The following is a 14,603-nucleotide window of genomic DNA, read 5'->3' as shown; positions in this document are numbered from 1 at the left end:
ATATTATGGTCTTGCTTTTTGAAAAATTCTATATACTTCTAGCTAATAGAAAAACAATCAATGAAAAGACTAGAGATCTTTTTAATTAGTTTATCATAAAAAAAAGCACAAAATCAGAGACTTTTGCACTTTTTCATGATAGATACTTCCAGAAGGAATATTCTTTTAAGCTTTTTTTCTCATCAAGTAATGATACACATTCTGTCCTCCAACTGTCACAACATTTGACGCTACAAATTCATACCCGTTTGAAGACATATAATTTAAAGCATCTATCATCGAATTGAATACTAAACCTTCTCCATTTTCATCTTTTAAAAGTGTTGCATCTGTATTACTTGCAAAATATTTAGTTTTTTGCCCAATGTCAATTGTTATAGTAAGTTTTGAAGACATCATTTTAGAAGTCCCCAAAATTTGCAAATATTGTACATCCAAATCTTTAATAGGAATTCCGTTTATAGTTTGCCCAAAACTTACAAACCCAAATAGCAATGCGAAACTCAATAATGTTTTTTTCATTTTCTTAATTATAATTAATATTCTAATCTTATAAAATCAAATGTAGGATTTATTATAACTTTAAGTTCTTAATACATTTAATTATTTATACTCAAGCCAACTCACACATAAGAATTTTAAATAATGTGTTTACTTCTTTAATTTCAATAAATTCATCTTTAATTGATTTAAAACTTATAATGATTTATTAATAAGTTTAATTAATTCTTGAATTTTATTCTATTATCAAGAACATATATATATTCTTTACTAATTGTTTTTTTTAAATTTTTCCATAGACTTTATTATGCCTCTTCAATTGGTACTCTCTCCCCTTTTCCTAAAAAAATTAAACTACTCTTCCATAAACACTAACTTTTATATTTGTATTATTTTCAAAATTATTCCTTTGCCTAAACTTATACTAAAGCTTGACTTCTTAACAATTTTTCCATCTGCTTCGTAAAATATCTTAAAAGATGGAGAATATGCTATCTTTCCATTGTCATGATAAGCTGTTCCCAATGAAGAATATGCAATCTTTCCATTATCGTGATACGCTGTTCCCAATGAAGAATATGCAATCTTTCCATTATCGTGATACGCTGTTCCTAATGAAGAATATGCAATTTTTCCATTATCGTGATATGCGCTTCCTAAATTATTCCATTTTATTTTTCCATTAGAATGGTAAGTTGTTGCCATAATTATATTTTTATTAGATTGTTTTAATTCAAAACAAATATCATCACTAGATAATCCCCTTCCTTACGGAAAACCGCAATCGAGTTAAAAAATTTATTTCCAACAAGGATACCAATAAATAAAAGTAAAGCCCCCAGTATAAATACCCATTTTGTTAAACTGGTAAATCCTGAAAATTCATTTCTACTGTAAACCAATTATTTGCAATTATTTTATTTATTATTTTTTCGTAAATTTGGAATAATCCCTTTATCGGAAGTTAATACTTCCTAAGAATCCTAGATTTTTAAAGTTGATTTCTTCAAAAATAAATAGCGTTCCTATTTTATTCTAATTAAAAAATAAAACTATGCGAGTACCTGTCATCCGAAAAAATATACGATTTATCCCAGATTCCAAAAGAGTTGTTGCCCGATATTTTATGAATGGTGATGAACGGACAATCCAAATGGTTGCGCGCATAATGACACTCGATGAAAAACAAGTCGTAGAAACCTTAGAACATACACTTCGTGAATTTGCAAGACGTCACCGAAATATTTCAAGCATCTTTCTTAAACATTCCGGAAAAATAAGAGGTATAATCGAAGGGATGAAAATAGACTATGAAGCCATGTCTCTCGACCGAAAAATGCTTATAGGTTCTTACTGCACGATGGAATATGCTATTGAATCGGCTGCTATTTTCAACCCATCTATTGTCGAAGATTTAGATCAGTCGGATCTTCAAATAGGCGAAAAACGAGTTATTATTTCATTCCGAGCCACAGGCGAAGGACATATTTCGTCAATTGTTTTTAGGAGAGGAATTCTTGATAAAGATAACAACCTCCAAGTAATGAAAATTGGGCATAATATCGATAAAGCCGAGATTGAGCACAAAAGCCTATACAACAAAGAACGATTCCTCTTAAAATTGTCCGAAATGCATACACATGACAAATACATAGCGCAAATCATGCAGGATTTGCCTAATGAATTTGAATATGCTGTATTAAAAAGTATGGTAAATATCGCATTAAGCGATCCATCAATTCGTCAGGAAAGGAGAACAGCGCTCGAAGAAATAATTTGGTTAGCCGATTCCTTTTATGATTTACAATTCAAACACGACTCCGATATTACCGAACGCGTTATATTCCCAATATCTGACTCTGAAAGCAAAGGAATCGAAGATGCTCGTTTTGTACGTTTTGTAGATGATGATGGCTCCAATCGGGTTATGGCAACTTATACAGCTTATAATGGGCATACCATACTCCCAAAACTTATTTCTACCGAAGACTTTTATACCTTCAGGGTAATGCCACTGCATGGCGCTGGTGCGCAAAATAAAAACCTGGCGTTATTTCCCCGAAAAATAAAAGGCAAGTATGCTATGCTTTCTCGTATCGATGGCGTAAACAATTACATCATGTATTCCGACAGAGCCACTCAATGGAACAATCCTATCCTACTCCAAGAACCACGTTATACTTGGGAATTTACACAAATAGGAAACTGCGGATCTCCACTCTGGACTCAAGAAGGCTGGCTCGTAATAACCCACGGTGTGGGCGCCATGAGACGTTATTGCATAGGCGCATCACTATTTGACCTTGATGACCCTTCCAAAGAAATCGGAAGACTTAAAGAACCACTACTTTCGCCACTCGAGGATGAGCGAGAAGGTTATGTACCCAATGTAGTGTATTCCTGTGGAGCAATCATCCACAACAACAGCTTAATATTGCCCTATGCCGTATCCGATTATTCATCGACATACGCCATAGTCGATATGGTAGAATTAATAACTGCATTAAAAGACAGTAAATAATAATCAATATTTAGAGCTATTTCCAGCTATCCGCTATATCTTTTCTTTGTTAAAGAAACAAAGAAAAGGATACCGCTTCTATCTGGGCTAGGGGTTTACGTTTATATTCAGGTTATGACTTTTCTCTAAACTTTCATTCTCTCAATCTTATCTCCCTGGCGAAGGAAGACAAGATTGAGGGCAAAACAACCACAAACTTGTCTCCCTGAGGAACGAAGGGTCTCCGCTAGTAGCTCGACAAAGATTACAGAATCTCTTTGGAGATTCTTCTCCTGAAACCTCGGGATAAGAAAGACAAGATTGGGGATAAAACAAAGAAATTACTTCAAAAAATAATCGGCATCGATTAATCGGTTGCCAGTATCGTCATAAACAGCATAATTAAAACCACCCTGAATACAATACGAGCCATATTCTCCCGCTTTATTCAAAGCGATAAAACCTACTTGAATATCTTTTAAATCTTTGTTTCTATTCTTCGTTAGTTTTACGATTCTTGCTACGGCTTCCTCGCAGGCTTTTTGAGGTGATTTTCCTTGACGCATTAATTCAACAACAAGGTGACAACCCGAAATCCTTATTACTTCTTCGCCGTGACCTGTGGCAGTTGCAGCGCCAATTTCGTTATCAACATATAAACCCGCTCCTATAATTGGCGAATCTCCTAAGCGTCCATGCATTTTAAAAGCCATTCCGCTTGTAGTACACGCACCCGAAAGATTTCCGTTGGCATCCAGAGCAATCATCCCGATTGTATCGTGATTTTCGATATTGGCAATTGGTTTGTATTTACTGTCTTTCAGCCATTCTTTCCATTCTTTTTCGGACTCTTCTGTTAGCAGGTTTTCTTTTTTGAAACCTTGTGCTAATGCAAATTGCAAAGCTCCATCACCAACCAACATTACGTGTGGTGTTTTTTCCATCACGGCTCTTGCAACAGATATAGGATGTTTTATAAACTCTAAACAACCAACTGAACCTATGTTGGCATTTTCATCCATAATACAAGCATCTAGTGTTACACGACCATCTCTATCAGGGCGCCCACCATAACCTACGCTTCGCTCTTTTGGATCGCCTTCGGGAATTTTAACTCCTGCTTCTACAGCATCCAGAGCACTTCCTTTGCTTTTTAAAACTTCCCAAGCAGCTTCATTTGCAGGAATTCCAAACTTCCAAGTAGAAAGCACAATTGGTTTCTTTACTTTCTTAGATACCAATATCTTTTCTTCTTCTTGGTCTGTATTAAAAGATTGCAATGCTACAGCAACTGAAGCTATTGCTGCTGTTTTTATAAAATTTCTACGATTTGGGTTTGTCATATTAAATATTTTTTAAACCATATAAGTTATATAAGATCATTTAAGTGGGCTGTTTATAGCAACTCAAAATTAAATCATATAAGTAATTTTTAGAACATTTACAGTTATTTATAGCTACTAAAAAATTAAAACCAAGTTATCAAAAATTCTTTTACATGAACTTATATAACTTATATGGTTTAACTTATTAAGCTTTATAAAGCAAACTTGTCGCTCCTAATAAAGCAGCTTTTTCATTATCTGTAGAAATAGAAACATCGACTTTACTTCCTGCTTCTTTTATTTTTTTAATGAAAGTAGGCAAGAAAAACTCACTTGCATTTGCAATTTTTCCACCTATAATAAAACTATCAGCAGAGAATTTTTCTAACCACGGAATAACAATTGCAGCTAAATCCTCTCCCATTTCTTCGAATACTTTTATTGCCATTTCATCTTCGGCTTTAGCCAAATTAAAAAGCTCTAATCCGTTGTTGAGTTTTTTTCCGCTTAAAGCGAAATAACCAGCTATAAGTCCTCGTGCCGAAACATAATCTTCTGCTATTCCATCTTTATAAGGTTGGTCATATATTTCGCCATCTTTAGGAACTAAATTCCCTGTACTAATCGATTCTCCTTTGTCTATAAAACAAGCTCCAAGTCCTGTACCAAGCGTGATTGCCATTACTTTTTTAGAAAGATTATCTGAATCTTTAAAGACTTCGCCTTTACCAAAACATACCGCATCATTTTCAAAAAGAATCGGAAAATCTGTCGAAAGATTTAATTTATCCTGAAATAAATCACGAACGTTTAATCCGTAAAAATGCTCGTATTTAGATTGTCCTTTTATCCAACAAACTCCATTAATATAATCAAACGGACCTGGCATACAAACTGCTAATCCTGTCGGTTTTTCTACTTTAGAATTTTCTATAGAAGTTCTAATTGCTTTTTCCCAAATAGTCATCACTTCTTCCACTGGCAAATTAGAGTCAAATGATTCTTTATGCAGCGAAAAATCAATCACTTTCATGCTTACTATATCTATAATTGCTGCGGTAATATGTGTGCCCCCAATGTCTAATCCAACGGCATATTCTTTATTCATTCTTGTTTTTTTTTTGGAATTGAATCATTAAGAGATTAAGTTTTTTTTACCATTAAGAGATTAAGTTTATTAAGTATTGTTGCTTAATTTTTCTTAATTTCTTAATGGTAAATATTCTCTCGATTTAAAAAAATAAGTTTTTTTAAATCTCTTAATGGTAAATATATTTTTAGTTATTTAAATGTTTTTATCTTTTAAAATTTGAGGATAATGGATGCTTGTATGTACTATCATTTCTCCAAATAGTGTATTTGCCCAAGCAAACCATTTTCGGGTAAACTTAGTAACATCGTCTTTATGAAATGACTCGTGCATAAATCCTGTATCGGCATTTGTTTTTATCAAATTACTAATACACGCTTTTATCTCTTTTTCGTCGACACTGGTAATAGCTCTCAAAACAATACTCATTGGCCAGATGGTATCTGTTCCTGTATGTGGTCCTCCAACCCCTTCGCCTGCTTTTCCTTTATAAAAAAACGGATTGTTTTCTGAAAGTACCACTTTACGCGTATTCAAATATAACGGACTATCTGGTTCTATGGCTCCTAAATATGGTAATGATAATAAGGATGGAACATTGGCATCATCCATCATATGGAAACTTCCGTAACCATTAACCTCAAAAGCAATAATTTTTCCGAATTTTGGATGTTCGATGATTCCGTTTTCTTCTAATCCTTTCTGAACTTGTCCTTGTAATTCTTTGGCTTTAGCCACTAAATCATTGTCCTTTAATGCTGGCAAAGAGAAAATTTCCTGAAGGTATCCAAGTACTTCGATAGCAAACATATTACTCGGGATTAAATATCCAAACAATGTACTGTCATCACTTGGTCTGAAAGTCGAAACGATTAATCCGCATGGTTTTACAGGATATCCGTAACCGCTTAATGGTACACCATCGGTAGCCCAAGCTGTTACTCTCTGGAAATTATATGGTCCTTTATCTGTCCAGCGTTGTTGTTCTTTAAAAGTTTGTAATACCAAAAGCATGGCTTCTTTCCATTTATTGTCAAACAAACTAATATCTCCAGTTTCTTTCCAATATCCGTGCGCCAGTCTTATTGGGTAACATAAACTGTCAATCTCCCATTTGCGCTCGTGGATTCCAGGCTGCATTTTGGTCATATCATTTTTCCACTCACTTACCTGATTAAAATCTTTGTAAAAAGCATTTGCATAAGGATCAAGCAAAATACATTTTGTCTGACGATTGATTACTCCTTTTACTAATTCTGCCAGTTTTTTATCTTCTTTTACAAAAGGAATATACGGCCAAATTTGCGCTGTACTATCACGCAACCACATCGCATCAATATCTCCTGTGATAACATACGTATCTGGTTTTCCGTCGATGATTTCAAAATCGACAGTTGTGTCTAATGTATTTGGGAAACAATTTTCAAACAACCAAGCCAATTCTGGATTTGCTATTTGTTTTTTGATTCTTACAATTGCTGCTTCAATAGCCTTACTTGTAAATTTTCTTTCTGCTAATGGTGGTCTTTTGGTAATAAAATCTTTTAATGCAAAATTGAAAGCATCCGACTGCATTCCGAAAACATCAGATTGAAGTGCCAATAATCCTGCTGAAAAAATCCCTGTGTTTTTTATAAATTTTCTACGTGATTGCATAGTATTATTTTGAAGTTGAATAAGAATATGGATAGGCACTTGCTGAAGTTCCTCTTTGTAAATTATGTTTGCTGGTCATGTCAAAATTTAATTCACCACCTTTTAATACATCAAAATGATTGATATAATTTTTGGTGTGAGTTGCATTATTCCATTTTAAATCCTGAACATATTTATTAGTTTCAGAATTATTTGGTGCATTTATAACAAGCTCTTTTCCGTTTTCTAACTGTAATGTTACTTTCTTAAATAATGGTGCTCCCAGAACATATTCGTCTGTTCCCGGACAAACTGGATAGAATCCCATTGCTGAGAAAACATACCAAGCCGAAGTTTGTCCGTTATCCTCGTCTCCGCAATATCCATCTGGAGTTGGTTTATACAAACGGTTCATTACTTCTCTTGACCAATATTGTGTTTTCCAAGGTTCGCCAGCATAATTATACAAATAAATCATGTGCTGAATTGGTTGGTTTCCGTGTGCATATTGTCCCATATTCATGATTTGCATTTCGCGTATTTCATGAATAACTGCTCCATAATAACTATCATCAAAAACTGGTGGAGTGGTAAAAACTGCATCTAATTTGGCTGTAAATTTTTTCTCGCCTCCCATTAAATCAATTAAACCATTTATGTCGTGAAATACACTCCAGCTGTAATGCCACGCATTTCCTTCGGTAAAAGCATCTCCCCATTTAAACGGATTGAAATTTTTAGGGAAACTTCCGTCTTTATTTCTACCGCTCATTAATCCGATTTCTGGATTATAAAGTTTTTTATAATTCATCATTCGTTTTTCGAATAAACTAATTTCTTTTTTCGGACGGTTTAGAGCTTTCGCCAATTTCCAAATCGTGAAATCATCATAAGCATATTCTAGTGTTCTGGCTGCATTTTCGTTGATTTTTACATCATAAGGAACATACCCTAAAGTGTTGTAATACTCCGCTCCTTTTCTTCCCACAGCTTCTAACGGACCTTCGTTATTGGCTCCATGCAACAAGGCTTCGTATAATTTATTGATGTCATAACCACGTAATCCTTTGATATAAGCATCAGAAACTACAGATGCCGAATTGTTCCCTACCATTACATTTCTAAACCCTGGACTTGACCATTCTGGCAAGAAACCGCCTTCTTTATAATCGTTGATTAATCCTTCTTGCATCTCTTTGTTTATAGAAGGATAAACTAAATTAAGTAAAGGATATAAAGCACGGAATGTATCCCAAAACCCGGTTCCTGCGTACATATAACCCGGCAATACTTTGCCATTGTAAGGACTATAGTGTACAATTTCTCCCTTAGCATCTATTTCGTATTGTTTTTGAGGAAAACAAACGGTGCGGTATAAACAAGAGTAGAATGTTTTTAGTTGCTCTTCGCTTCCACCCTCAGCATTTAATTTTCCAAGAACTTTATTCCATTCTTGTTTAGATTCGGCTACTGTTTCATCAAAAGATGCTTTTCCTAACTCGCTATTCAAATTTAATTCGGCTTGCTCTATACTGATAAAAGATGATGATACTTTTACATTTACTTTCTCGCCTTTTTTGGTTTTAAATCCGACTATTGCGCCTACATGATTATCTTTTAATTCTAGTTTGTCTTTTTCCAGAACTTTATCATGCCATGTATAATTTGTTGCAAATGGTTTATCGAATTGTAATACAAAATAGTTTTTGAAATTCTCTGGAACTCCTCCACTATTGCGAGTTGTATATCCTATGATTTTATTTTCTGACGGAATTATTTTGATATAAGAACCTTTGTCAAATGCATCGATTACAATAGAAGATTGTTCGTTTTCTGGGAATGTAATCTGAAAATGTGCTGCTCTTTCGGTTGCTGTAATTTCGGTTGTAACATCATAATCGGCTAGATATACGCTGTAATAATAGGGCTTTGAAACCTCGGCTTTGTGGCTAAACCAACTTCCTCTTTCGTCTTCTGTAAAAGCTAATTTTCCTGTTACTGGCATGATCGAAAACTGCCCGTAATCATTCATCCAAGGCGAAGGCTGATGTGTTTGTTTGAATCCTCTAATCTTTTCGGCTGTGTAAACATACGCCCATCCGTCACCCATTTTTCCTGTTTGTGGTGTCCAGAAATTCATTCCCCAAGGTCGGCAAATTGCAGGATACGTATTTCCGTTAGAAAGGCTATGCAAAGATTGTGTTCCCATTAAAGGATTAACATATTCTACCGGATCTAACGTTTTAACTTGGGCATTTACGAAAACGCAACATTGCATTATCCCTAAAAAAATTAAACTCTTTATTTTCATATTCTGTGTTGTTATCCTAACAGGTTTTTAAAACCTGTTAGGTATTTATTGTAAAACGTGAATTGTCGACTTTCAAAGCTTTGTCAAAGTTTAAAACTTTGACAAAGCTTACATAAACCTGAAGACTTAAATTATACCTAACAGGTTTTAAAAACCTGTTAGGAAACTGAATACTGAAACTGTAAACTGCGACTGAAAACTCTTAAAGCGGTCTATCTTCTTTCTTCACTCCAAAAGTTGCTGATGGTTTACTTCCCATATACAATTTTAATTCTCCTCCTTTTACAATCATATCATGTGTAATGTATGATTTTGTGTATGGTTTTCCGTTATACTCTGCTTTTTGGATATAGATATTGGTTTTACTATTATCTATTGCTTTTAATGTAAATGAAATTCCTTCTTTGTGATGGATTGTCGCTGTGTTCACTAATGGGCTTCCTAAAACGTAAATTCCGTTTGCCGGATTAACAGAATAGAATCCCATTGATGAGAATACATACCAAGCCGACATTTGTCCTAAATCCTCATTCCCGCATAATCCATCTGGTTTTGTCGAGTAGAATTTATCATCGATTTCGCGGATTAATTTGGCGGTTTTCCAAGGTTGTCCTGCGTATGCATACAAATACGGAATATGGTGATTTGGCTCGTTTCCTTGCGCATATTGACCAATTAATCCACTGATATCTGGTGAAATTTCTTCGCCTTCTACTTTATCTGTTATCAGGAAAAGTGAATCTAATTTGGCTAAAAATTTATCTTCGCTTCCAAATAATTCGATTAAACCGTAAGGGTCTTGTGGAACTAACCATGTGTATTGCCATGCATTTCCCTCTACATAATCGTCTTTACGATGTGCTGATGAAAGCGGGTTGAATGGCGTTCTCCAATTTCCATCAGTTAATTTCCCTCTCATAAATGTAGTTTCTTTATCGAAATACAATTTGTACAAATTGGCTCTTTTTGAGAAATAATTGTAATCATCAGTTTTGCCTAATGATTTTGCCATTAATGCCACACAATAATCATCAATAGCATATTCTAGAGCATTACCAACTGATTCTAATACTTTATCGGCTGGAATATATTCTAGTTTCTGAACATAATCCATTCCGTCACGAGTTTGCATTGCTGTTTTTTTGATGGCTTCATATGCCAATGTGGTATCGTAATCTCTGTAGCCTTTCATGTAAGCATCTACAATAACTGCAATCGAGTGATTTCCGTTCATTGTATTGGTTTCATTCCCCATTAAATGCCAAACTGGTAATCGTCCTTGTTGCTCGTAGATTGCTAGAAATGACTTAACGATATCATTAATTTTATCTGGCTGCGTAATGGTATATAATGGATGTAAACCACGATAGGTATCCCAAAGTGAAAAAGTTGTATAATTGGTAAAACCTGCTTTTTCGTATACTTTTTTATCTGTTCCTCTGTAATCTCCGTTTACATCATTAAAAATTGATGGTGCAAACATGGTATGATATAAGGCTGTATAAAAAACTTTTGTTGTTTTATCGTCTGCTTTTATCTGAATTTTATTTAGCTCTTTGTTCCATTTTGAAGTCGCTTCTTTTGTTACAGCATTAAAATCCCAACCCGGAATCTCAGCTTTGATATTCGCGGAAGCGTTCTCATAACTTACCGGAGATATTCCAACTTTTACTAAAACCTGTTTGTTTTTTAAAGCTTTAAAATCTAAAACCGCTTTCATTCGTACTGCTTCGCCTTCGCTTCCTGCAACAGCGGTAGTATTATCATACAATGCCATACTAGCGATTGGTTCTGAAAATTCCATCGTAAAGAAAATACGCTGATCTGCAGCCCAACCCGCAGAATATCTATATCCTACAAGTGTTGTTTCGTTTATTTTTTTGATAAACGTTTTTACTGGTTTGTCCCATCCCACACCATCGGCTAAATCTAATAAAACGTGATTATCGGTAGTGGTATTAAATGTGTATTTATGAAAACCTACTCTTTCGCTTGCTGTTAGCTCTGCTTTAATTTTGTATTTATCAAGAATAACGCTGTAATATCCTGCTTTGCTTACTTCGTTTTTATGAGAGAAATATGAGCCATAACCTGTTACCATATCTTCTTTTGTTCCTTTTGTAAGTGGAACTTTTCCTGATACTGGCAACAACAGAATATCGTTTAAATCTCCAATTCCTGTTCCGCTTAAATGGGTGTGCGTGAATCCTAATATGGTATTACTAGCGTAGTTGTATCCGCTGCACCAATCCCAACCCTCAAAAACATTTACGGGTCCTAGTTGTACAGCTCCAAAAGGAACATTGGCACCAACAAATACGTGTCCGTGTCCCGCAGATCCTATTAATGGATTTACATATTGGGTGTAATCTATACTTGTTTGTTTTGCTTTCTTTTCCTGTGAAATTACTGGATTAGCAAAAAATAGGTTTAAAGCGATAATACCACTAAAAGCTATTTTGTTATATATTTTAAACATATTTTATTTTTTTATTTGACTTGTGTAATGGCACGCAGATGACACGGATTAAACAGATTTACGCGGATATTTTTTTAATCTTTGAACATAAAAATTTAACCGCAAAGTTCGCAATCCCGAAGCGTCGGGATACGCAAAGCTCGCAAAGTTTCCCCTTTGAACCTTTAGACGCACTGCGGTGCGTCTCTACAGAAAACCTATGAACCTCTTTTTATTCACAATACAAGAAACCTTTGTCCCTTTGTCCCTCAGAACCTTAGTACCTTTAATTGTACCTCTTCAAAACATCATATAGTGAATATACTCTAACCTCTGGCTTAGCTATTTTCCCTTCGAACGTAATTGTTCTTTCTTCTCCTGCTTTTAAGTCGATGTAGTTATCGCTCCATTTGCCTGTGTATCCTTTTATGGAAACATTTACATATTTAGCAAATTTTGATGCTTTTAGAGTCAGTTTGTTTCCTTGTACTTTCCAAGTGATTTTTGGGTCTTCGAGTTTTAAATCTATCGGACGTGTTAAATCAATTGTCGGAGTTATATCATCTCTGTAAGCTTCTTTCATGGCGTACCAAGCAGCTTTGGGTTGTCGGTCGTAATAATCGGTTACACTCCAACTTGCTACTGGCCAACAATCGTTAAGTTGCCAAACCAATGTTCCCATATTATAAGGTGCTTTTGAGCGATGGATTCCGATAATATTTTTAAGCGAATAATACTGTAAACATTGTGTGAGATACGTATAATCCTCGACATTCATTTTCTTTATTTTAGTCGAATCGATAAAATAACGACTCAAATACGAATCTAATTTCATGAATCCTTTTCCAGCTTTTTGATGTGCCTGCAAAATATCTGAATATAAATATCGGTCTTCAGCTTTTGTAAATCTTTCGATAGAAGAATAATTTGGCATTGCCTGCATTCCATACTCACTCACAAAACGTCCTGTTTTTTTCTGCACTGCTTCTATATCTTCTAATCCCCACCAGGTTCCCCAATAATGGCTATCTCCTTCGGTAATACTTTTTTCTTTAGACCAATGAAATAATGGTGATGAACTAATGTATGGTCTTTTATTATCGACTTCTTTTACCCATTTTGGGATACTATCCTGAAACAAACGAACGTAATCTTTCCACAATCGTGTTGAATCTTGTTTGGACATTTTCATGCTTTTTTGCCATCCCCAGTTCTTAAATGCTTCGTCGGCTTCGTTATTTCCGCACCACAAAACAATACTCGGATGATGACGCAAACGCTTTACTTGGTATTGCACTTCTTTTTTTACATTGTCAAAGAAAGCATCATCTCCTGGTACCATCGTTCCTGCAAACATAAAGTCTTGCCAAACATTAATTCCGTATTTATCGCATAAGTCATAAAAATAATCATCTTCATAAACTCCTCCTCCCCAAATACGTAACATATTCATATTGGCATCTTTTGCCATACCAACTACTTTTTCGTATTCTTTTTTGGTCACTCTGGAAAGAAATGCATCCGAAGGAATATAGTTTGCTCCTTTCATATACACTGGCTTTCCGTCGATTTTAAAGTAAAATGATTTACCCAAGCTATCTGGTTGTTGCACTAACTCTATCTTACGATTAAGCACATATGGTTTCTCTGGAGTTTTTTCGTCATAAGCTTCCAATCGTGGTGTTTTCCAAATTCCGCAAGTGGTGAATTTTGGTCCCCAATCCCATCCAAAATGGTATTGTGCTTTTCGCACATAAGCACGAGGATTGTCTGGAATTACAAATGGTAAATCTTTCTTTGCAAGTGAATCGACCACATTTTGTGCCGATTTAAATACGATTACTAAATCATTATTCCCTGATTTGATTATTTTCTTTACATCAACTCTCCATTGGCGGAACATATTATCGGCTTTTAAAACCAATTGATTGTTCAGGTAAACTGTTGCGTAAGTATCTAATCCGTCAAAAACTAGTTCTGCATTCTTTTTGCTAAACGTTGCTGGTGTAACCTGAAAAGTTGTTTTATACTCCCAATCTTTCTTTTCTATCCATTCTAGTTTTTTCTCATTGTCCCGATAAAATGGATCTGGGATTAATTTGTTGTTTAACAAATCGGTATGAATCTCTCCAGGAACTGTTGCCGGATTCCACTTTTCAGTTTTTACTTCCCGATATTGCCAATCTTTTTTTATATCTATATTTTGTGCATTTAATGCAAATGAAAAATTTGCAAGACATATGCCGACAAACCAATAAAAGCTTTTTTTACATTCCATTTTTACTGAGTAATAAAATTATTATTTATGTCTAATTTTTAAGTGTGTGTTTGCAAATAGCAAAAGGTAATTTAACCGTTGGCAGTGGGAGAAGGGTAATTGTTTACACAATTAACTCCTTCTCTTTTTAGGTTTTATATCCTAGAATAAGAGTAACTAACAAAAATATCTAGACATTATTTCCTTTTTTACGGCTGCCAAACTTATATTAATTTTGGTCTCGATAGCTATTTTACTGTCTGAGCATAATTTTAAAAAGCAAACACGAATTTCACAAATTGACACGAATTAGTTTGTGAAATAAATTTCACAAACTAAGTTAACTCTTAAAATCTGTGGAAATTCGTGAAATTCGTGTTCAAAATTTATTTATAATATTTGTGCCCATATAGTAAGCTAACTATCAGTATTAGATTTTAGATTGCTCAAAAAATTATTCGTTTATTTTAAGTTCTTTGGAAAGTAATTCCATCTTTTTCAGCAAAAAGCAATTTTTCTGATTGCG

Annotated in this window: 9 protein-coding genes; 1 reads left to right on the top strand and 8 read right to left on the bottom strand. The window is 34.5% G+C overall.

All coding sequences use genetic code 11. The features are described 5' to 3' along the window. Positions 1–165 precede the first annotated feature (165 nt). Both ACJ6WR_RS20115 and ACJ6WR_RS20110 read right to left on the bottom strand, forming a co-directional pair. Positions 166–522 (bottom strand): hypothetical protein, encoded by a 357-nt coding sequence (locus tag ACJ6WR_RS20115; protein WP_086894209.1) that lies wholly within the window; start codon positions 520–522, stop codon positions 166–168. 357 nt (positions 523–879) lie between these two features. After that, entirely contained in the window at positions 880–1,206 is a 327-nt protein-coding gene (locus ACJ6WR_RS20110) for a hypothetical protein (RefSeq protein WP_409416275.1), read from the bottom strand. 349 nt (positions 1,207–1,555) lie between these two features. Between ACJ6WR_RS20110 and ACJ6WR_RS20105 the strand changes: the two genes are divergently transcribed. After that, positions 1,556–3,022 (top strand): glycoside hydrolase family 130 protein, encoded by a 1,467-nt coding sequence (locus tag ACJ6WR_RS20105; RefSeq protein WP_086894211.1) that lies wholly within the window; start codon positions 1,556–1,558, stop codon positions 3,020–3,022. A 320-nt stretch (positions 3,023–3,342) separates the two neighbouring features. Here the strand turns inward: ACJ6WR_RS20105 and ACJ6WR_RS20100 are convergent, their stop codons facing one another. The 6 genes from ACJ6WR_RS20100 to ACJ6WR_RS20075 all read right to left on the bottom strand — a co-directional run bounded on the left by ACJ6WR_RS20100 (position 3,343) and on the right by ACJ6WR_RS20075 (position 14,098). Then, positions 3,343–4,344 carry an isoaspartyl peptidase/L-asparaginase family protein gene (locus ACJ6WR_RS20100; protein ID WP_409416274.1) on the bottom strand — a complete coding sequence of 334 codons (1,002 nt, stop codon included), beginning with the start codon at positions 4,342–4,344 and terminating at the stop codon, positions 3,343–3,345. 187 nt (positions 4,345–4,531) lie between these two features. Then, on the bottom strand, positions 4,532–5,434 hold the full coding sequence (locus ACJ6WR_RS20095; RefSeq protein ID WP_409416273.1) for an ROK family protein: 903 nt from the start codon (positions 5,432–5,434) through the stop codon (positions 4,532–4,534). Between the two features lie 177 nt (positions 5,435–5,611). Continuing rightward, positions 5,612–7,072, bottom strand: a complete 1,461-nt coding sequence (locus ACJ6WR_RS20090) for a glycoside hydrolase family 125 protein (RefSeq protein ID WP_409416272.1) — start codon at positions 7,070–7,072, stop codon at positions 5,612–5,614. A gap of 4 nt (positions 7,073–7,076) precedes the next feature. Continuing rightward, positions 7,077–9,362 (bottom strand): GH92 family glycosyl hydrolase, encoded by a 2,286-nt coding sequence (locus tag ACJ6WR_RS20085; protein WP_409416271.1) that lies wholly within the window; start codon positions 9,360–9,362, stop codon positions 7,077–7,079. A 202-nt stretch (positions 9,363–9,564) separates the two neighbouring features. Next, positions 9,565–11,841 carry a GH92 family glycosyl hydrolase gene (locus tag ACJ6WR_RS20080; RefSeq protein WP_409416270.1) on the bottom strand — a complete coding sequence of 759 codons (2,277 nt, stop codon included), beginning with the start codon at positions 11,839–11,841 and terminating at the stop codon, positions 9,565–9,567. Positions 11,842–12,106: 265 nt separating this feature from the next. Then, positions 12,107–14,098: a beta-mannosidase gene (locus tag ACJ6WR_RS20075; protein ID WP_409416269.1), complete on the bottom strand. Its 1,992-nt coding sequence runs from the start codon at positions 14,096–14,098 to the stop codon at positions 12,107–12,109. Between the last annotated feature and the right edge of the window lie 505 nt (positions 14,099–14,603).

The organism is Flavobacterium sp. PS2 (assembly GCF_046250155.1).
In the GTDB taxonomy this organism is placed as follows: domain Bacteria; phylum Bacteroidota; class Bacteroidia; order Flavobacteriales; family Flavobacteriaceae; genus Flavobacterium.
This window is presented reverse-complemented; position numbering and strand designations above follow the sequence as displayed.

Excerpts from the sequence above, each read along its gene's own strand:
- ACJ6WR_RS20115 (WP_086894209.1), bottom strand. The coding sequence starts at position 522 with ATGAAAAAAACATTATTGAGTTTCGCATTGCTATTTGGGTTTGTAAGT.
- ACJ6WR_RS20110 (WP_409416275.1), bottom strand. The coding sequence starts at position 1,206 with ATGGCAACAACTTACCATTCTAATGGAAAAATAAAATGGAATAATTTA.
- ACJ6WR_RS20105 (WP_086894211.1), top strand. The coding sequence starts at position 1,556 with ATGCGAGTACCTGTCATCCGAAAAAATATACGATTTATCCCAGATTCC.
- ACJ6WR_RS20100 (WP_409416274.1), bottom strand. The coding sequence starts at position 4,344 with ATGACAAACCCAAATCGTAGAAATTTTATAAAAACAGCAGCAATAGCT.
- ACJ6WR_RS20095 (WP_409416273.1), bottom strand. The coding sequence starts at position 5,434 with ATGAATAAAGAATATGCCGTTGGATTAGACATTGGGGGCACACATATT.
- ACJ6WR_RS20090 (WP_409416272.1), bottom strand. The coding sequence starts at position 7,072 with ATGCAATCACGTAGAAAATTTATAAAAAACACAGGGATTTTTTCAGCA.
- ACJ6WR_RS20085 (WP_409416271.1), bottom strand. The coding sequence starts at position 9,362 with ATGAAAATAAAGAGTTTAATTTTTTTAGGGATAATGCAATGTTGCGTT.
- ACJ6WR_RS20080 (WP_409416270.1), bottom strand. The coding sequence starts at position 11,841 with ATGTTTAAAATATATAACAAAATAGCTTTTAGTGGTATTATCGCTTTA.
- ACJ6WR_RS20075 (WP_409416269.1), bottom strand. The coding sequence starts at position 14,098 with ATGGAATGTAAAAAAAGCTTTTATTGGTTTGTCGGCATATGTCTTGCA.